The sequence below is a fragment of the Enterococcus sp. LJL90 genome (assembly GCF_056924355.1).
In genome coordinates, this window is the sequence record NZ_JBXPBQ010000002.1 from 1 (window position 1) to 18386 (window position 18386).

General features: G+C 41.0%; 17 protein-coding genes. All 17 read left to right on the top strand.

Annotation, left to right across the window (positions count from 1 at the left end):
- Positions 1-839 (top strand): sodium ion-translocating decarboxylase subunit beta (locus AC1Z3S_RS04875; protein WP_461739429.1); only part of this gene is annotated, 839 nt, incomplete at its 5' end.
- A gap of 95 nt (positions 840-934) precedes the next feature.
- On the top strand, positions 935-1060 hold the full coding sequence (locus AC1Z3S_RS04880; protein ID WP_265456672.1) for an OadG-related small transporter subunit: 126 nt from the start codon (positions 935-937) through the stop codon (positions 1058-1060).
- 177 nt (positions 1061-1237) lie between these two features.
- On the top strand, positions 1238-1366 hold the full coding sequence (locus AC1Z3S_RS04885) for a hypothetical protein (RefSeq protein ID WP_461739430.1): 129 nt from the start codon (positions 1238-1240) through the stop codon (positions 1364-1366).
- A gap of 71 nt (positions 1367-1437) precedes the next feature.
- Positions 1438-1746, top strand: coding sequence for a citrate lyase acyl carrier protein (gene citD / locus AC1Z3S_RS04890; protein ID WP_265457755.1), 309 nt, complete (start codon positions 1438-1440; stop codon positions 1744-1746).
- A complete protein-coding gene (gene citE / locus AC1Z3S_RS04895) occupies positions 1734-2621 on the top strand; it encodes a citrate (pro-3S)-lyase subunit beta (RefSeq protein WP_461739431.1) in 888 nt (295 codons plus the stop codon). Before citD ends, citE begins: the two co-directional genes overlap by 13 nt.
- Before the next feature lie 2 nt (positions 2622-2623).
- Positions 2624-4156 carry a citrate lyase subunit alpha gene (gene citF / locus AC1Z3S_RS04900; protein WP_461736736.1) on the top strand — a complete coding sequence of 511 codons (1533 nt, stop codon included), beginning with the start codon at positions 2624-2626 and terminating at the stop codon, positions 4154-4156.
- Positions 4149-4700, top strand: a complete 552-nt coding sequence (gene citX / locus AC1Z3S_RS04905) for a citrate lyase holo-[acyl-carrier protein] synthase (RefSeq protein WP_461739964.1) — start codon at positions 4149-4151, stop codon at positions 4698-4700. The genes citF and citX overlap by 8 nt, the downstream gene beginning before the upstream one ends.
- Positions 4693-6087, top strand: coding sequence for an oxaloacetate decarboxylase subunit alpha (locus tag AC1Z3S_RS04910; RefSeq protein ID WP_461736734.1), 1395 nt, complete (start codon positions 4693-4695; stop codon positions 6085-6087). The genes citX and AC1Z3S_RS04910 overlap by 8 nt, the downstream gene beginning before the upstream one ends.
- Before the next feature lie 180 nt (positions 6088-6267).
- The gene (citC, locus tag AC1Z3S_RS04915; RefSeq protein ID WP_461739432.1) at positions 6268-7314 is read left to right on the top strand and encodes a [citrate (pro-3S)-lyase] ligase; all 1047 of its coding nucleotides are present in this window, start codon (positions 6268-6270) and stop codon (positions 7312-7314) included.
- A 221-nt stretch (positions 7315-7535) separates the two neighbouring features.
- Positions 7536-9827, top strand: a complete 2292-nt coding sequence (pcrA, locus tag AC1Z3S_RS04920) for a DNA helicase PcrA (RefSeq protein WP_461739433.1) — start codon at positions 7536-7538, stop codon at positions 9825-9827.
- 19 nt (positions 9828-9846) lie between these two features.
- Positions 9847-11871 carry an NAD-dependent DNA ligase LigA gene (gene ligA, locus AC1Z3S_RS04925; RefSeq protein WP_461739434.1) on the top strand — a complete coding sequence of 675 codons (2025 nt, stop codon included), beginning with the start codon at positions 9847-9849 and terminating at the stop codon, positions 11869-11871.
- 226 nt (positions 11872-12097) lie between these two features.
- On the top strand, positions 12098-12403 hold the full coding sequence (gene gatC, locus AC1Z3S_RS04930; protein ID WP_461739435.1) for an Asp-tRNA(Asn)/Glu-tRNA(Gln) amidotransferase subunit GatC: 306 nt from the start codon (positions 12098-12100) through the stop codon (positions 12401-12403).
- A complete protein-coding gene (gene gatA, locus AC1Z3S_RS04935; RefSeq protein WP_461739436.1) occupies positions 12403-13872 on the top strand; it encodes an Asp-tRNA(Asn)/Glu-tRNA(Gln) amidotransferase subunit GatA in 1470 nt (489 codons plus the stop codon). Before gatC ends, gatA begins: the two co-directional genes overlap by 1 nt.
- The gene (gene gatB / locus AC1Z3S_RS04940) at positions 13872-15302 is read left to right on the top strand and encodes an Asp-tRNA(Asn)/Glu-tRNA(Gln) amidotransferase subunit GatB (RefSeq protein ID WP_461739437.1); all 1431 of its coding nucleotides are present in this window, start codon (positions 13872-13874) and stop codon (positions 15300-15302) included. Before gatA ends, gatB begins: the two co-directional genes overlap by 1 nt.
- Before the next feature lie 10 nt (positions 15303-15312).
- Positions 15313-16353, top strand: coding sequence for a diacylglycerol kinase (locus AC1Z3S_RS04945; RefSeq protein WP_461739438.1), 1041 nt, complete (start codon positions 15313-15315; stop codon positions 16351-16353).
- Between the two features lie 353 nt (positions 16354-16706).
- Positions 16707-18077, top strand: a complete 1371-nt coding sequence (rlmD, locus tag AC1Z3S_RS04950; RefSeq protein ID WP_461739439.1) for a 23S rRNA (uracil(1939)-C(5))-methyltransferase RlmD — start codon at positions 16707-16709, stop codon at positions 18075-18077.
- Positions 18078-18079: 2 nt separating this feature from the next.
- On the top strand, positions 18080-18217 hold the full coding sequence (locus tag AC1Z3S_RS04955) for a hypothetical protein (protein ID WP_265457734.1): 138 nt from the start codon (positions 18080-18082) through the stop codon (positions 18215-18217).
- Positions 18218-18386 lie beyond the last annotated feature (169 nt).

Here is an 18386-nt window from a genome sequence, read left to right on the forward strand (position 1 = left end):
ATTTCGGCCCGCTGTTACAAAATCCTTTTCTGTTATTATTCGGTGCTGCGGCCCAATTCGGAATTTTCTTCACAATTATCGTGGCTGTTTTAATCGGTTTTGATATTAACGATGCAGCGTCAATCGGGATTATCGGGGCGGCGGATGGACCAACCTCCATCTTCGTAGCCAATACGTTGAACTCGAAATATCTAGGGGCGATCATGGTTGCCGCCTATTCCTACATGGCGTTAGTGCCAATTATCCAACCGGTGGCGATCAAAGCGGTGACAACCAAACATGAACGCCGGATTCGCATGAACTACCGGGCAGGGGAAGTATCACAAACAGCGAAAATTATTTTCCCAATTGTCATTTCGATTGTGGCTGGCTTAATTGCACCAGCGTCCTTACCATTAGTTGGCTTCTTGATGTTCGGGAACTTGTTAAGAGAATGTGGCGTGTTAGACCGTCTGTCGTTAACAGCCCAAAATGAATTGGTAAATATTATCTCCATTCTATTAGGTTTGACAATTTCCGTGCGGATGCAAGCGAACGAATTCCTGCAAGTCGATACCTTAATGGTTATTGGCTTAGGGTTAGTCGCTTTCGTAATGGACTCAATCGGTGGAGTACTTTTCGCCAAAGTCTTGAACTTATTCCGCAAAGAAAAAATCAATCCAATGATTGGGGCGGCCGGGATTTCAGCGTTTCCAATGAGTAGTCGAGTGATTCAAAAAATGGCAACTGAAGAAGACCCACAAAACTTTATCTTGATGCATGCGGCGGGTGCCAATGTTTCTGGACAAATCGCTTCAGTTATCGCTGGTGGATTAGTTTTAGCCTTGTTAGGCGGTTAATCACAAAATTCTGTTCAAGTATTCCCTCAACCTGTTAAACATTGAGGGAACTTGGCAAAGCGTGCTACACGATATAAAAATGAGGAGGAACCAACATGTCAGAAGCGTTACAAACAGCGTTGCAGTTATTAGTTTTTGGTTGGGGCGGCGTCTTCGTCGTGATTCTAGTCATCTACTTTGCCTCAATGATTTTGAGTAAATTATTTCCAGTTAAAAAATAAAAGAATTGTGGCATAAATCTTTTTACAAAGATATTATCCGTATCAATTATATTAGTCGCTCATTCCAACAGCCTCTACAAAAAGTGGAGGCTCTGTTGGACAAGACGATTTGAAATATAAATTGAAATTGTTTAGCAGCTTCTATTTTTAAATAATATTCGGCTAATACAGGTTTAAATGAACTTGTGCCATAACCCTAATTGTGACAAATATTCAGCAACGAAGGTTGTTTTAAAAGCTGCTATTATTCGGGAAACACCAGATGAAGCCGCTTACCATGACGTTAAAGGACAAGCCATGACTTAAATTACTTTCGCTGTTGGGGAAACAAGCTATCACGATTTGCAATAAACCATCAATTACAGAGGTGAAGAGAAGTGGAAATTATCAAAAATGCTGTAGCCGGCACAGTTGAATCTAGTGATATTATGATTACGGTCAAACAAAATGATGCCAATGAAGTGGCCATCTCGTTAGATAGCAGTGTTGAAAAACAATACGGCCAACAAATTCGTCAAGTTATCAAAACAACTCTTAATAATCTTGGTGTCACTTCAGCAAAAATTGATGCTGTCGATAAAGGTGCCTTAGATTGTACAATCCAAGCCCGTTTAATTACGGCTGTTTATCGCTCAGCAGGGAAAGATGCTTTTGATTGGAAGGAGATTGACTCATGGAACGCTTAAGAAGAACAATGATGTTTGTACCAGGCGCTAATGCTGCCATGCTAAGAGACGCTCCTTTATATGGCGCTGATTCTATTATGTTTGATTTAGAAGATGCGGTATCTTTGAAGGAAAAAGATTCAGCCAGAGCCTTAGTACATTTTGCTTTAAAAACATTTGACTACAGCAACGTTGAAACCGTTGTGCGGATTAACGGCTTAGATACCGTTGGTGCTCAAGATGTTGAAGCGATGGTTTTAGCGGGTGTTAACGTCGTTCGCTTACCTAAAACTGAAACCGCTCAGGATATTGTCGATGTCGATGCTGTGATTACGCAAGTGGAAAAAGACAATGGTATTCTAGTGGGCACCACCAAAATGATGGCTGCTATTGAATCAGCTGAAGGTGTTTTAAATGCGCGAGAAATTGCCGTAGCTTCAGAGCGCTTAATCGGGATTGCTTTAGGTGCTGAAGATTACGTGACTAATATGAAAACTGTTCGTTATCCAGACGGTCAAGAATTACTATTTGCCCGTAGCATGATTATCCACGCTGCCCGGGCGGCTGGCATTGCCGCAATCGATACCGTTTACTCAGATGTTGATAATACTGAAGGCTTCGAAAATGAAGTTCGCCGAATCAAACAGCTTGGTTTTGATGGCAAGTCAGTCATCAATCCACGTCAAATTCCATTGGTGAATGCTATTTATGCACCAACTGAAAAAGAAATTCAAAATGCTAAAGAAGTGATTTGGGCGATTCGTGATGCCGAAGCAAAAGGTTCCGGCGTTATTTCACTAAACGGTAAAATGATTGATAAACCAATTGTTGAGCGGGCAGAGCGAGTGATTGCCTTAGCCAAAGCAGCTAAATTGATTACTGAGGAGGATATTTAATCATGGTTTTAAATAAAGTAGGTAAAGATATTCCTCAAGAATATGCTGACCAATACGGAGTGTTTGAAGGCGAATTAGCAAATATTAAAGATTATCAAGAAGCTAGCCGCAAAATTAAGCCGGTAAAACCTAGAGATACAAAATTAGTTAGCAGTATTCGTGAAGCTGTTGAAAAAACAGGCTTAAAAGACGGCATGACGATTTCCTTCCATCACCACTTCCGTGAAGGTGATTATGTGATGAACATGGTCTTAGCTGAGCTGTCAGAAATGGGCTTTAAAAATTTATCAATTGCACCAAGTTCTATCGCCAATGTTCACGAACCAATTATTGATCACATTAAAAGTGGTTTGATTACTAATATTACTTCCTCAGGCTTAAGAGATAAAGTTGGAGCGGCAATTTCTCAAGGCATCATGGAGAATCCAGTTGTGATTCGTTCCCATGGTGGCCGAGCAAGAGCGATTGCGACAGGCGACATTCATATTGACGTTGCATTTTTAGGTGCACCAAGTTCTGATCCTTACGGCAATGCCAACGGTACAGTCGGCAAAGCAACTTGTGGCTCACTAGGATATGCGATGATCGATGCTAAATATGCTGACCAAGTGGTAATTATTACCGACACTTTAGTTCCTTTCCCTAACACGCCAATTAGTATTCCGCAAACGGATGTTGATTTTGTTGTGGAAGTTGATGCTATCGGGGATCCTCAAGGGATTGCCAAAGGTGCAACACGCTTTACTAAGAATCCAAAAGAATTATTGATTGCTGAATATGCAGCAAAAGTGATTACCAATTCACCTTACTACAAAGAAGGTTTTTCTTTCCAAACGGGTACAGGTGGCGCGGCTTTAGCAGTGTCACGTTTCCTAAGAGAAAAAATGATTAGTGATGGCATTACTGCCAGCTTTGCTTTAGGCGGCATCACCAATGCGATGGTAGAATTATTAGAAGAAGGCTTAGTTGAAAAAATTATCGACGTGCAAGACTTCGACCATCCATCAGCAGTTTCCCTTGGCAAAAACAGCAATCATTACGAAATTGATGCCAATATGTATGCTTCTCCATTAAGTAAAGGCTCTGTTATCAATCAATTAGATACGGCAATCCTTTCTGCATTGGAAATTGATACAAACTTTAACGTGAATGTCATGACCGGTTCTGACGGTGTTATCCGAGGAGCTTCAGGCGGACACTCTGATACGAGCATGGCTTGCAAAATGAGTTTAGTGATTGCACCAATTATCCGTGGTCGAATCGCAACTATTGTTGATCAAGTCAACACTGTTGTGACACCAGGTTCAAGTGTTGATGTAGTTGTAACAGAGATTGGGATTGCTATCAATCCTGAACGCCAAGATTTAATTGAGCATTTCAAAAAATTAGATGTACCACAATTAACCATTGAAGAATTAAAAGAAAAAGCCTACAGCATTGTTGGCACACCTGAAGCGATTCAATATGGCGACAAAGTGGTTGCTCTAATTGAATATCGTGATGGAAGTTTAATTGACGTGGTTAGAAATGTCTAATTCTACCTTTGCTGGTCTAGAGGTGAATCTTTTTGAAATGCTCGATGCAAGAGAAATGCGACGCAACACCCAGTTAGACATTCTTCAAATTGCCGCAGATACAGCTTTATTATCGGCTACGATGAATATTCCGGGTCCGGTTAAACGCTCTGATGAATTAGCTGAGATTTTTAAAGACATGCAGCTAGCAATCGAAGAGGCGCTGGCGGATACACCGCCTTCTGCCAATTTATATCGAGATGAGAAAACCGGACTAGAATATTTTGCCTTGACCACTTTAACGCCACAAGAGCTGAAGCGACGGATGGTCCAGTTGGAAGAAAACCATCCCTTTGGTCGCTTGGTCGATTTAGATGTGTTATGGTTAGCTGATGATGAACTGACTTCAATCAGTCGGGAAGATTTAGGATTGCCTCAAAGACGTTGTCTGATTTGCGAAAAATCAGCCAAAGACTGCGGACGTAATCGGACCCACTCCGTTGAAGACATGCAGGCTAAAATTGTAGAAATTATTGAGAAAGGAAGGATGCACAAAAATGACTAAAAAAATTCGTTTCATGGAAACTGTTTTGCGGGACGGTCAACAGAGCTTAATTGCCACTAGAATGCCGACATCCGATATGCTACCCATTTTAAAAACAATGGACGAAGCCGGCTTCCATTCTTTAGAAATGTGGGGAGGGGCAACGTTTGATTCCTGCCTGCGCTTTTTAAATGAAGACCCATGGGAAAGATTGCGAGCGATTCGTAAAGAAGTAAAAAATGCCAAATTACAAATGTTGTTACGAGGACAAAACCTCTTAGGCTATAAAAATTATGCCGATGATGTGGTGACGGATTTCGTGACTAAATCGATTCAAAATGGGATTGATGTGATTCGTGTGTTCGATGCTTTAAATGACACACGAAATTTGAAAACGTCTGTCTTAGCGGGGAAAGCAGCTGGCGGACATATCCAAACAGCGATTTCTTACACGACAAGTGATTTCCACACAGTTGATTATTTTGTGAAATTAGCCAAAGAAATGGCTGATTTAGGTGCAGATTCAATTTGTATTAAGGATATGGCAGGAGTGCTTACGCCTGAAACTGGTTTTGAATTGGTGAGTCGTATCAAAGACAGTATTGATTTACCATTAGAAGTCCACACTCACGCAACTAGTGGGATTTCTGAAATGACCTATTTGAAAGTTGCTGAAGCGGGTGCGGATATTATCGATACAGCCATTTCTTCTTTTGCTGGTGGCACGAGTCAACCGGCAACGGAATCAGTTTCGATTGCTTTAGAAGGACTAGGCTTTGATACAGGCTTAAACCAAGAAAAATTAACCGAAATTGCCGAATACTTTAATCCGATTCGTGACCGTTTCCGCAACGAAGGCATTTTGAATCCCAAAGTGAAAGATGTCGAACCGAAAACACTAATCTTCCAAGTCCCTGGTGGAATGTTATCGAATTTATTGAGCCAATTAACAGAACAAGGCTTACAAGATAAATACGATGAGGTATTAGCTGAAGTGCCAAAAGTGCGGGCTGATTTAGGTTATCCTCCTTTGGTAACTCCGTTGTCTCAAATGGTGGGAACTCAAGCGTTGATGAACGTGATTTCTGGTGAACGCTACAAATTAATTCCGACTGAAATTAAAGACTACGTGAAGGGCTTATACGGCCAGCCACCTGTGGCTATTTCAGAAGACATTAAAGAAAAAATCATCGGCGACGAAGCAGTGGTGACCGTTCGACCGGCTGATTTAATTGCGCCCCAGTTACCTGAGTTCAGAGAAGAAATCAAAGAGTACGCAAAATCAGAAGAAGATGTCTTAGATTACGCCTTGTTCCCACAACAAGCCAAAGACTTCTTAGGCCGCAGAGAAGATCCTTTCTATGATGTGCCAGTGCAAACAGTAAGTGTCACAATTGAAGCTGAGTAAGGTTGAAAAGTCTGCGATAACGAGGTCTGACCTTTTATCGCAGCTTTTTTTCTAAATAAAAAGCTAGTTTAACTTGCTGCCAATAAAAAATCCTTTTTGTAAAAAAACATAAATCGTCTTTTACCATACATAAAACGATTTTCAATCGTTTGTTAGTTTAAAAAGGAAGGGAAATTTAAAATGAATGATTATCTGATTGGTGAGATTTCACCAAGAAATAAACAGGAAATGTTGATTGTCGAAGGACTTTTAGAACAAGAAGGCATTACCTTAGACGCAAATTTGGATTATACCTGTGGTGTTTTCGACCGTAACCGAAAATTGGTGGCCACTGGCAGTTGTTTTAAAAATTCTTTACGCTGCATTGCAATTGATGAACATTATCAAGGGGAAGGCATTATGAATCAGCTGATTAGTCATCTGATTCAATATCAATTTGAAAGAGGCAATGATCATCTTTTTGTCTACACGAAAAAAGAAACAGCCATCTTTTTTGAAGATTTGGGCTTTTACACAATTGCGAAGGTGGACAATCGCCTTGTCTTTTTAGAAAATCGACGGGATGGTTTCAAAGAATATTTGACGAATCTTGTGCAGACACCAGCAGACAAAAAAACAGTAGCGGCAATTGTTATGAACGCTAATCCCTTTACCTTGGGTCATCAAAAATTAATCGAAAAGGCCGCTGCAGAAAATGACTGGCTTCACCTTTTTATGGTAAGTGAGGATGAAAGTTTAGTCCCTTATACTGTCCGGAAAAAATTGATGATGGAGGGCACTCAGCATCTTAAAAATATCAGCTATCAAGAAACCGGCAGTTATCTGATTAGTATGGCGATTTTTCCCAGCTATTTTTTAAAGGAAGAGAATCAAGTCATTGATGCACAAGCTAGTTTAGATGGGACAATCTTTGCTAATATTTCTCAGCAATTAGGTATTCAGCGGCGCTATATGGGGACGGAACCGACTAGTCGTGTGACTGAACTATATAATCAAAATACGATCAAAGAATTAGCCAAAGTTGGCGTTGAAGTGGTGATTGTGCCTCGCTTTGAAGCTGAAGGTGAGATGATTAGTGCCTCAACGGTACGACAGCTACTAGTCGATCATCAGTTTGGACAAGTAGCTGAATATGTTCCCAAGACGACATTGGCCTTTTTTGAAACAACTGCTGGTCAAAAAATTATTGATCAAATGTCTTTGGCAAAAGAAATTAAGCATTATTAAGGAAATTGTCATTTTAAAAAAAGAGTTGCCTCTAAATTGCTCATGGTTAAAATCCGCTGAGTTTTAGAGGCTCTTTATTTTGATTATTTCAAATTATTTAGAGGTAAATGTTTCATCGGATGTGCTGGCAATGCTATAATGTGAAGGATGATTTTTAAGTTTGCTCGTCTGCGGCAAAAACATACTGAGAAGCTTTTTAAGCAAATAGAAAGGAATTAACCATGACTTCAACCAATGAACTATTAAAAAGCATGAATCCCCGGCAAAAGGAAGCCGTCTTGCATACTGAAGGACCCTTATTATTAATGGCGGGTGCCGGCAGCGGAAAGACCCGTGTGCTGACCCATCGCATCGCTTATTTAATTGAAGAAAAAGAGGTTAATCCTTGGAATATTTTAGCCATCACCTTTACTAATAAAGCTGCTCGAGAAATGAAAGAGCGGGTCAACGGTCTCTTAGGCCAAGGGGGAGAAGATGTCTGGGTCTCGACTTTCCACTCTATGTGCGTTCGTATTTTAAGACGAGATGTTGACTTTATCGGTTATAGTCGTAATTTTACGATTGTCGATTCCTCTGAACAGCTGACTTTGATGAAACGGGTCTTAAAGGAATTAAATATCGACCCCAAAAAATATGATCCCCGTTCCATTTTAGGGACCATCAGTAACGCAAAAAACCAATTGCTCTCTCCAGAAGATTATGCCCAAATGTCCGGCAGCTTTTATGAGGAAATTGTAACAAAAGCCTATGAGCGCTATCAAAAGGAATTGCGGAACAATCAAAGTATGGACTTTGATGACTTGATTATGAATACTATTCGCTTGTTTGAGGAAAATCCGGATTCCTTAACTTATTATCAAAATAAGTTTCGCTATATTCATGTGGATGAATATCAAGATACCAATCATGCGCAATACACTTTGGTTAATTCTTTGGCTGCCCGTTTTAAAAACTTATGTGTGGTGGGGGATGCCGACCAAAGTATTTACGGTTGGCGGGGAGCCGACATGCAAAATATTTTGGACTTTGAAAAGGATTATCCGAATGCGAAGGTTATCTTATTAGAACAAAATTATCGCTCGACTAAAAATATTTTAGCGGCCGCCAATCAAGTAATTGAAAATAACCAAAATCGCCGTAAAAAAGAACTCTGGACCGAAAATTTAGATGGAGAAAAAATTGTGTATTATCGGGCGGATAATGAGCGGGATGAGACCCGCTTTATCGTCGCTCAGATGCAAAAAGAAATGCAGGATAATCAACGTCAGTATGGAGATTTTGCGGTGTTGTACCGGACCAATGCCCAATCGCGGGTGATGGAAGAAACCCTGCTGAAATCAAATATTCCTTACACGATGGTCGGTGGGCATAAATTCTACGACCGCAAGGAAATTAAAGATATTTTAGCTTATCTGACAGTGATTGCGAATCATAAAGATTCTTTGAGTTTTGAACGGGTGGTCAATTCGCCAAAACGGGGTGTTGGCCCCGGTTCGATTGATAAGCTGCGCCAGTTCGCCGAAATCCATGATTTTTCATTGCTTGAAGCAGCTGAAAATATTGATTTAGCAAATATCTCCGGTAAAGCCGGGCGGGAGCTGGGAAATTTTGCGACGATGATTGACCAGCTGACAAAGATGGTCCCTTACATGACAATTACAGAATTGGTTAAGGAAACTTTGGAGCGCAGTGGCTATCAAGAGGATTTAGTTCGCCAAAATAATTTGGAAGCCCAAGCCCGCATCGAAAACTTAGAAGAATTTTTAACCGTGACAAAAGAATTTGATAAACGTTATGAAGCACAAGAAATTGATGAAACGCAAGAAGAATCCCCAGTTGATAAACTGGTAATTTTTCTGAATGACTTGGCTCTCGTTTCAGATTTAGATAATTTGGAGGAAAGTACCTCACAGGTTACTTTAATGACCCTCCATGCTGCCAAAGGATTGGAATTTCCAGTAGTCTTTTTAATCGGCTTAGAGGAAGGCGTCTTTCCGCTGTCTCGGGCGATGATGGAAGAAGCTGAATTAGAAGAGGAGCGGCGCTTGGCTTATGTCGGCATCACCCGTGCTGAAGAAGTGCTCTATGTAACCAATGCCTTTTCCAGAACTTTATATGGTAAGACTCAGTACAATCGGCCTTCACGCTTTTTAAATGAAATTGATGAAGAGCTGATGCAGGTACAAGGCATGCGGACAGCGGGAAGCAGTCAACCGACGCAAACTTTCAATCCGAAAGTTTTTCAACCGGGAGCAGCGGGAAAAAAAGCCTCAACAAGAACCGGTAGTACCCCGAGTCGCACCTTACCTAATCAAAAAGTCACCAGTAAAGTATCGACTGGTGGGGAAGCGACAGGTTGGGCAGCTGGCGACAAGGTGAAGCATAAAAAATGGGGCATCGGTACAGTTGTCAAAGTCGGTGGCAATGCCAAAGATATGGAATTGGATATTGCTTTTCCAGAGCAAGGTATCAAGCGACTGCTAGCAGCCTTTGCACCAATTGAAAAAGTTTAGACGTGAAGGAGGAGTTTCTGTGGGCCAATTAAATTTAACTGAGGCGACGCAGCGAGCTGCCGAGCTACGGCAGGAATTAAATCGTTATTCTTATGAGTATTATGTTAAAGATCAACCCAGTGTTGAAGATTACGTGTACGATAAATTATATGCAGAATTAGTCGCAATTGAAACAGACTATCCTGATTTAGTGACCGAGGATTCGCCAACCCAGCGAGTCGGCGGCAAAATTTTGCCAGGCTTTGAAAAAGTGACCCATGATGTGCCTCTTTATAGCTTGAATGATGTCTTTAGCAAAGAGGAGTTAATCGCTTTTGATGCACGAGTGCAAAAAGCAGTCGGTCAGCCAGTAACGTATGAGTGCGAATTGAAAATTGATGGACTCTCGATTTCTCTTAAATATGAAAATGGCCGTTTTGTGCAAGGGGCAACTCGAGGCGACGGCACGGTTGGCGAAAACATCACTGAAAATTTAAAAACGGTAAAATCAATTCCCTTAACTTTAACCGAGCCAATTTCAATCGAGGTGCGGGGCGAATGCTATATGCCGAAAGCTTCCTTTGTGAAATTAAATCAGCAGAGGGAGGAAGCCGGCCAAGAAATTTTTGCCAATCCCCGCAACGCAGCGGCTGGTAGTTTGCGGCAATTAGATACGAGAATTGCCGCTAGCCGCAACTTGAGCACTTTTTTATATACGGTGGCGGATTTTGGTCCCATGACAGCGACTACGCAAGAAACAGCGTTACAGGAGCTTGATCAGTTAGGTTTTCGGGTCAACCAAGACCGGAAACTGTGTCAGACGATAGCTGAGGTTTGGGATTACATTGAAATGTACCATGACAAAAGAACACAACTGCCTTATGAAATTGATGGCATTGTCGTAAAAGTAAACGAGTTTAATTTACAAGACGAGTTAGGTTTTACTGTCAAAGCTCCTCGTTGGGCGGTAGCCTATAAATTTCCTCCGGAAGAAGCGGAAACAGTAGTCGAAAATATTGAGTGGACGGTTGGGCGCACCGGTGTTGTGACACCGACCGCTGTTATGAAACCAGTCCGAGTTGCTGGCACAACCGTGAGCCGTGCTAGTTTGCACAATGTTGATTTTATTAAAATGAAGGATATTCGTTTGAATGATCCGGTGATTATTTATAAAGCCGGCGACATTATTCCCGAGGTTGCCAAAGTAATTTCAGATAAACGACCAGTTGACAGCATGCCTTATGAGTTTCCAACCCATTGTCCTGTCTGCGATAGCGAGTTGGTTCATTTAGAAGACGAGGTTGCCCTACGCTGTATCAATCCAAAATGTCCCGCACTTTTAAAAGAGGGATTAAATCATTTTGTCTCCCGCAATGCCATGAATATTGACGGCTTGGGACCACGGGTTTTAGAGCAGATGTATGATAAGGGCCTAGTCAAAGATGTGGCTGATTTATATAAAGTTACCGAAGAAAATCTCTTAACACTAGATAAAATTAAAGAAAAATCCGCCAACAATATATTGACGGCGATTGCTGCCAGTAAAGACAATTCTGTTGAGCGCTTGATTTTCGGCTTGGGAATTCGCCACGTCGGAGCAAAGGTGGCGAAAATTTTGGCAGAGCATTTTGGAAATTTAGATAGCCTCAGCCAATCTGATGCCGAAACAATTGTTAATTTGGAAACAATCGGCCAAATTATCGCTGACAGTGTAGTGACCTATTTTTCTAACGAAGAGGTACATGAACTATTAGCGGAATTGAAAGCTGTGGGAGTAAACTTTGAGTACAAAGGCGTCCGCACGGCTGATTTAGCGGAGGTTAGCTCACCCTTTAAAGATAAAACGGTGGTCTTGACGGGCAAGCTGACCCATTACACGCGGGAAGAAGCCAAAGAAAAAATTGAAACTCTCGGCGGTAAAGTAACTGGCAGTGTCTCTAAGAAGACGGATATTGTTGTAGCTGGTGAAGAGGCCGGTAGCAAATTGACAAAAGCCCAAAGCTTAGGAGTTACCGTCTGGAACGAGGCTCAGATGGTGGAAGCCTTGGATAACAGCAGTCTTTAAAAAAACTTTGATATTTTTTTATGAAATATTACAGAAAAATGGAAAACATATGATAGAATAAAGTGAAATTTTTTGTTGAAGTCCTTGATCTCGGCTGAGTTTGCTTCAGAAAATTGTTTTGACAATTTCTTAAACCAGTCTCGGTGTTCTTTCCTATAAAACTTTGGTCAGAATTTTATTTCAGCAAAATTATCATCCTTTACAGGAAGTAGGAGGAGACAAAACAATGGCAATTAGTGAAGAACAAGTCCAACACGTAGCCAAGCTTGCCAAGCTTTCATTTAACCAAGAAGAATTGCAGGGCTTTACTGAACAATTAGGCAAAATTATTGATATGGTGGAATTATTGGAAGAGGTTGATACGACAGGCATTCCGTTTACTTCAAATGTCGCCGAAGCGATTAACGTGATGCGGGAAGATGTGGCAGCCCCTGGTTGGAATCGTGACGAATTAATGCGCAACGTTCCAGAATCTGAAGACGGATTTATTAAGGTTCCGGCAATTATTGACAATGGGGAGGCCGGTGCCTAATGGAAAAATTATACGATAAAACGCTAGTCGAATTACATGACTTATTGGTTTCAAAGGAAGTTACTTCAGCGGATATCACTGGAGCCACCTTTGAACGGATTAAAGCGACAGAGCCAGAAGTTGAAAGTTTTATTACTTTGAATGAAGAAAAAGCGATGGCGCTGGCCAAAGCCATCGACGTCAAAGGTATTGACGAAAATAATATCTTAGCCGGTTTACCGATTGGTATTAAAGATAATATTGTGACCAAAGACTTGCTAACGACGGCGGCTTCAAAAATTTTGTACAACTTCAATCCAATTTACGATGCGACCGTGATGGATAAAGTTTATCAAGCCGATTTAATTCCTGTTGGTAAATTGAACATGGATGAGTTTGCCATGGGCGGAAGTACCGAAAATTCTTATTTTAAAGAAACAAAAAATGCTTGGGATCAAACAAAGGTTCCCGGCGGTTCCTCTGGTGGTTCAGCTGCGGCTGTTGCAGCAGGTCAAATCCCGGTTTCTTTAGGGAGCGATACCGGCGGCTCAATTCGTCAACCGGCTTCTTTTAACGGAATTGTCGGCATGAAACCAACTTATGGTCGCGTATCCCGTTTTGGTTTGATTGCCTTTGGTTCTTCTTTGGATCAAATTGGACCATTGACTCGAACAGTAACAGACAATGCGTTAACTTTGAATGCTATCAGCGGATACGATCCAAAAGATGGTACCTCTGCTGGCAACTCTGTTCCTGATTTCACTGCTGGTTTGACCGGCGACATTAAAGGCATGAAGATTGCCTTGCCAAAAGAATATTTAGGCGAAGGCGTTCAACCGGATGTGCGGGCAGCTATTTTAAAAGCTGCTGAAACCTTTAAAGAACTTGGCGCAACTGTTGAAGAAGTCAGCTTACCCCATTCAAAATATGGAGTAGCCGTTTATTATATCATCGCCTCTTCTGAAGCGAGTTCCAATCTGCAACGTTTTGATGGCATTCGTTATGGTTATCGTTCTGAAAATGTCAAAAACTTAGAAGATGTCTATGTGAATTCTCGTTCGGAAGGTTTTGGTCTAGAAGTGAAACGCCGGATTATGTTGGGTACTTTCTCATTAAGTGCTGGTTATTATGATGCCTACTTTAAAAAAGCTGGCCAAGTGAGAACCTTAATTATGAATGACTTTAAAAAAGTCTTTGATAACTATGATTTAATTATTGGTCCATCTTCGCCGACGGTGGCTTTTGGCTTAGGAGAAAATATCAACGATCCAATCACTATGTACATGAGTGATATTTTAACGATTCCAGTCAACTTGGCAGGACTGCCAGGGATGTCCATTCCGGCTGGATTTTCTGAAGGTTTACCAATTGGTTTGCAAGTGATCGGCAAGCATTTTGATGAAGCCAGCATGTATAAAGCCGCTTACGCCTTTGAGCAAGCGACTGATTTCCACAAACAAAAACCAGTGATTTTAGGGGGAGAAGCATAATGAATTTTGAAACAGTTATCGGCCTTGAAGTCCATGTTGAATTAAAGACCAACTCTAAAATCTTTTCACCAGCGCCAGCTCATTTCGGTGCGGAACCAAATAGTAATACTAATATTATTGATTGGGGCTATCCCGGTGTTTTGCCGGTGATGAATAAGGCCGCCATTGAATTTGGTATGAAGGCCGCTTTAGCTTTAAATTGTGAAATTTCTAAGGATACCCATTTTGACCGAAAGAATTATTTTTATCCAGATAATCCTAAAGCTTATCAAATTTCCCAATTTGATCAACCGATTGGTCATGATGGCTGGATTGAAATCGAAGTTGAAGGCCAAAAGAAAAAAATCCGCATTGAACGGGTCCATTTAGAAGAAGATGCCGGTAAAAATATGCACGGCATCGGCGGTTATTCTTACGTTGACTTAAACCGTCAAGGTACACCATTAATTGAAATTGTTTCAGAAGCTGATATGCGTTCACCAGAGGAAGCCTATGCTTATCTAGAAGCACTTCGGTCAATCATTCAGTTTACTGATGTTTCTGATGTGAAAATGGAAGAAGGCTCGATGCGCTGTGATGCCAATATCTCTTTACGCCCTTATGGTCAAGAAGAGTTTGGGACTAAAACAGAGTTGAAAAACTTAAATTCCATGAGCTTTGTTAAAAAAGGTTTGGCCTTTGAAGAAAAACGCCAAGCGAAAGTCTTATTATCTGGCGGCAAAATCGATCAAGAAACCCGTCGTTTTGATGAAACGACGAACAAAACAATTTTAATGCGGGTTAAAGAAGGCTCTAGTGATTACCGGTATTTCCCTGAACCTGATATTCCTCGTTTTGTGATTGATGATGAATGGATTGACCAGGTTAGAGAAAGCCTACCGGAAATGCCAGCGTCACGTCGTTTACGTTATATCAACGACTTAGGCCTGCCAGAATATGATGCGATGGTCTTAACCTTGACAAGAGAAATGTCTGATTTCTTTGAAGATACTTTGAAAGCCGGCGCCGATGCTAAGCAGGCTTCCAACTGGTTGATGGGGGAAGTTTCTGCCTATTTAAATAGCGAAAAATTAGAATTGACTGAAACTAAAATTACTCCTGATAATTTAGCAGAGATGATTGCTTTAATCGCTGACGGTACTATTAGTTCTAAAATGGCGAAGAAAGTCTTTAAAGAATTGATCGAAAATGGTGGCGGCGCTCGTGAAGTCGTGGAAGCAAAAGGTTTGATTCAATTGTCTGACCCAGCGCAATTACTACCGATTATCAATGAAATTTTGGATAACAATGAACAATCTGTTAATGACTTTAAAAACGGCAAGAATCGGGCAGTTGGTTTCTTAGTTGGTCAAATTATGAAGGCGACAAAAGGGCAAGCCAATCCAGGCGTTGTCAATAAATTATTACAAGAAGAATTAGCAAAACGTTAAGAGGAAGTCTATGAGAAAAGCACGCGTCATTTATAATCCTACTTCTGGTAAAGAAGTCTTAAAAAGAAATTTAGCAGATATTCTTCAAAGCTTAGAAGAGGCCGGTTATGAAGCCAGTGCTTATGCCACAACACCAGAGCCGAATTCTGCTAAAAACGAAGCCCGCCGCGTTGGTGAGTTAGGTTTTGAAGTCGTGGTGGCAGCCGGTGGTGACGGTACGATTAACGAAGTGGTCAACGGCTTAGCACCTTTAGCCACACGCCCTAAAATTTTGGTGATTCCAGCGGGGACTACTAATGATTATGCGCGGGCGTTGCGCATTCCGAGAGGCGACATTAAGGGAGCTGCTGAAATAATTAAACGTAATCAGACGGTTAAGATGGATATCGGCAAGGCTGCTGAAACTTATTTTATTAATATTGCAGCGGGCGGTTATCTGACAGAACTAACTTACGAAGTCCCTTCGGAGTTGAAAAGCATTTTTGGCTACTTAGCGTATTTAGTCAAAGGAGCAGAAATGCTGCCGCGGGTAAAACCAGTCCAAATGCATATTGAATACGATGATGGCGTTTATGATGGCCAAGCGTCGATGTTTTTTATCGGCTTAACCAATTCGGTTGGCGGCTTTGAACAAATTGTACCGGACGCTAAATTGGATGATGGTAAATTTTCTTTAATCATCGTCAAAACGGCGAATATTTTTGAAATTGTTCATCTGATTGCTTTGATGATGAACGGCGGCAAGCACGTCAATGACCCACGGATTATTTATCAAAAGACGAACACTCTTTATGTGGAAACCGAAGAGCTGGATAAACCTTTGATGATTAACTTGGACGGGGAATACGGCGGCGATGCACCGATGCGTTTTGAAAATCTACATCAGCATTTGGAATTTTTTGCCAATACTGATGCGATTCCTGATGAGGCCATCACTGGTGTTGACCCAGAAGAAGCCGAATATGAAGAAGTCGGCAAAGAATTTGTCCGGGAAGTTGAGAAATTAACCGATGAAGACCTCGACGGCGATGGTCAGATTGAAGATAAATAATAGTCATGATGAGTGGCTGTGACATAAGTTATTACAGAAATATTTTTTCGAAGTATATTCAGTAAAAGTTGCTAATGGAGCTATTAGTTAGAGATTCTAACTAAGTTTTCTAATTAGATCTTATAAAGAAAGTTTTAGTTAGAGCTTTAAAGATGGCCTGCTGAGTATTGAGATAGTGTTGCTTTGCTTTTGAGGAACAACTGGGCCACAGAAGCAAAGTCTCTATTCTTCGAGATTTTCTGTAAGAAAAACTTGTGTCACGGGCACTCTCTTTTAAGCTTGCAAGGAATTGATTGCTTTTTAGCGGGGAATTCTTTATGATGTAGCGAGAAGAAAATTTTAAGGAGCACACAATGAAAGAGTACCCTGTAGAAAAAAATCAGCAAATAATTGTTGAAATCACGGATTTGACCCATGAAGGATTGGGGGTTGCCAAGATTGATGGTTATCCCATCTTTATCGAGAACGCCTTGATTGGCGAAGAAGTCAAAGCATTAGTTGTTAAAGTCGGTAACAAGTTCGGCTATGGAAAGGTCTTAGAATTATTAACAGAAAGCCCCGACCGTCAGCCATTGGCTAATTTAGATTTACTAAGAACCGGTATTGCGCCTTTAGGTCATTTGAAATACGAAAAGCAGTTGTTGTTCAAGCAACAACAAATCGAAAAAGATTTAACCCGCATCGCTAAATTGCCAGACGTGCCTGTTTTGCCGACCATCGGCATGGCCAATCCAGTTGGGTATCGCAATAAAGCTCAAGTGCCGGTAAGAAAGATTGATGGCCAGTTGGAAATCGGTTTTTATCGGAAAAATTCCCACGATGTCGTGCCGATTGAAGATTTTGTTATTCAAGATCCAAAAATTGACGAAGCTTTGCAAACAATCAAAGCAATTTTACGTCGCTTCAATGTAAAACCTTATAACGAGGCTGATAACAGTGGCTTTTTACGTAATATTATTATTCGTAGGGGCCATTATAGTCATGAAATGATGGTGACATTAGTAACCAGACTCGAAAAATTCTTTAAGGGCAAAGAATTGGCGGAGCAAATTGCCAAAGAACTTCCTGAAGTGGTGTCAGTCATTCAAAACGTCAACGAAAAAGTGACCAACGTTATCTTAGGTGACAAAGAAATTTTGCTTTACGGCAAGCATTATATTGAAGATCAGCTTTTAGATAATAAATTTGCCATTTCCAGTCGCTCATTTTATCAGGTGAATACTTTGCAGACGGAATTTTTATATCAAACGGCCTTTGACTTTGCTGGTTTGACTAAAGAGGATGTTGTCGTCGATGCTTATTCAGGGATTGGCACAATCGGTCTATCTCTGGCAAAACGGGTGGGCCATGTTTATGGTGTGGAAGTGATTGCTGAAGCGGTTGCCGATGCGAAAATGAATGCTCTGTTAAACGATATCGACAATGCCGATTACAAACTGGGTTCTGCTGAAAAAATGATGGCCAAATGGGTTGCAGACGGAATCAAGCCCTCTGTGGTTTTTGTTGACCCGCCTCGTAAAGGCTTGACCAATAGTCTGATTGACTCGATTGCCGAAAGCGATCCGAGTCGAGTGATTTATATTTCTTGTAAGCCAGCTACTTTGGCACGGGACTTAAAACTCTTTGCCGACTTAGGCTATCAAGCGGAAAAAATTCAGCCGGTGGATTTATTCCCGCAAACTTATCATATAGAAAGTGTCACCTTGCTGACAAAAAGAGCATAAACATGACTGAAAAAAATACCAAAGAAAAAATGTTAGAGATTATCAAAAAGAAACAAGGGGGCGGCAAGTCAGCCAACACCAATACTCCTCGCAATGACCGCAAAAATATGCGCAAAGGACCGAAAATTTATAATAAATAAGTTTTCCACTGAGCCAAGATTTCGTTAGGGAATCTTGGCTTTTCTTTGTCGTTTTTTTTTAAAGTATACAAGCATAATAAGAAGAAACAAGATTTTTAGCCAACAGCGGTTGTGAGAAGCAGAACTTTTTTATTCGTCATTAAGTATTTGGCTAACACTAATCTAAAAA

Excerpts from the sequence above, each read along its gene's own strand:
- citF (WP_461736736.1), top strand. The coding sequence starts at position 2,624 with ATGGTTTTAAATAAAGTAGGTAAAGATATTCCTCAAGAATATGCTGAC.
- rlmD (WP_461739439.1), top strand. The coding sequence starts at position 16,707 with ATGAAAGAGTACCCTGTAGAAAAAAATCAGCAAATAATTGTTGAAATC.
- AC1Z3S_RS04945 (WP_461739438.1), top strand. The coding sequence starts at position 15,313 with ATGAGAAAAGCACGCGTCATTTATAATCCTACTTCTGGTAAAGAAGTC.
- AC1Z3S_RS04885 (WP_461739430.1), top strand. The coding sequence starts at position 1,238 with ATGAACTTGTGCCATAACCCTAATTGTGACAAATATTCAGCAACGAAG.
- AC1Z3S_RS04880 (WP_265456672.1), top strand. The coding sequence starts at position 935 with ATGTCAGAAGCGTTACAAACAGCGTTGCAGTTATTAGTTTTTGGTTGG.
- gatC (WP_461739435.1), top strand. The coding sequence starts at position 12,098 with ATGGCAATTAGTGAAGAACAAGTCCAACACGTAGCCAAGCTTGCCAAG.
- citX (WP_461739964.1), top strand. The coding sequence starts at position 4,149 with ATGTCTAATTCTACCTTTGCTGGTCTAGAGGTGAATCTTTTTGAAATG.
- gatB (WP_461739437.1), top strand. The coding sequence starts at position 13,872 with ATGAATTTTGAAACAGTTATCGGCCTTGAAGTCCATGTTGAATTAAAG.
- pcrA (WP_461739433.1), top strand. The coding sequence starts at position 7,536 with ATGACTTCAACCAATGAACTATTAAAAAGCATGAATCCCCGGCAAAAG.
- AC1Z3S_RS04955 (WP_265457734.1), top strand. The coding sequence starts at position 18,080 with ATGACTGAAAAAAATACCAAAGAAAAAATGTTAGAGATTATCAAAAAG.
- gatA (WP_461739436.1), top strand. The coding sequence starts at position 12,403 with ATGGAAAAATTATACGATAAAACGCTAGTCGAATTACATGACTTATTG.
- AC1Z3S_RS04910 (WP_461736734.1), top strand. The coding sequence starts at position 4,693 with ATGACTAAAAAAATTCGTTTCATGGAAACTGTTTTGCGGGACGGTCAA.
- citE (WP_461739431.1), top strand. The coding sequence starts at position 1,734 with ATGGAACGCTTAAGAAGAACAATGATGTTTGTACCAGGCGCTAATGCT.
- citC (WP_461739432.1), top strand. The coding sequence starts at position 6,268 with ATGAATGATTATCTGATTGGTGAGATTTCACCAAGAAATAAACAGGAA.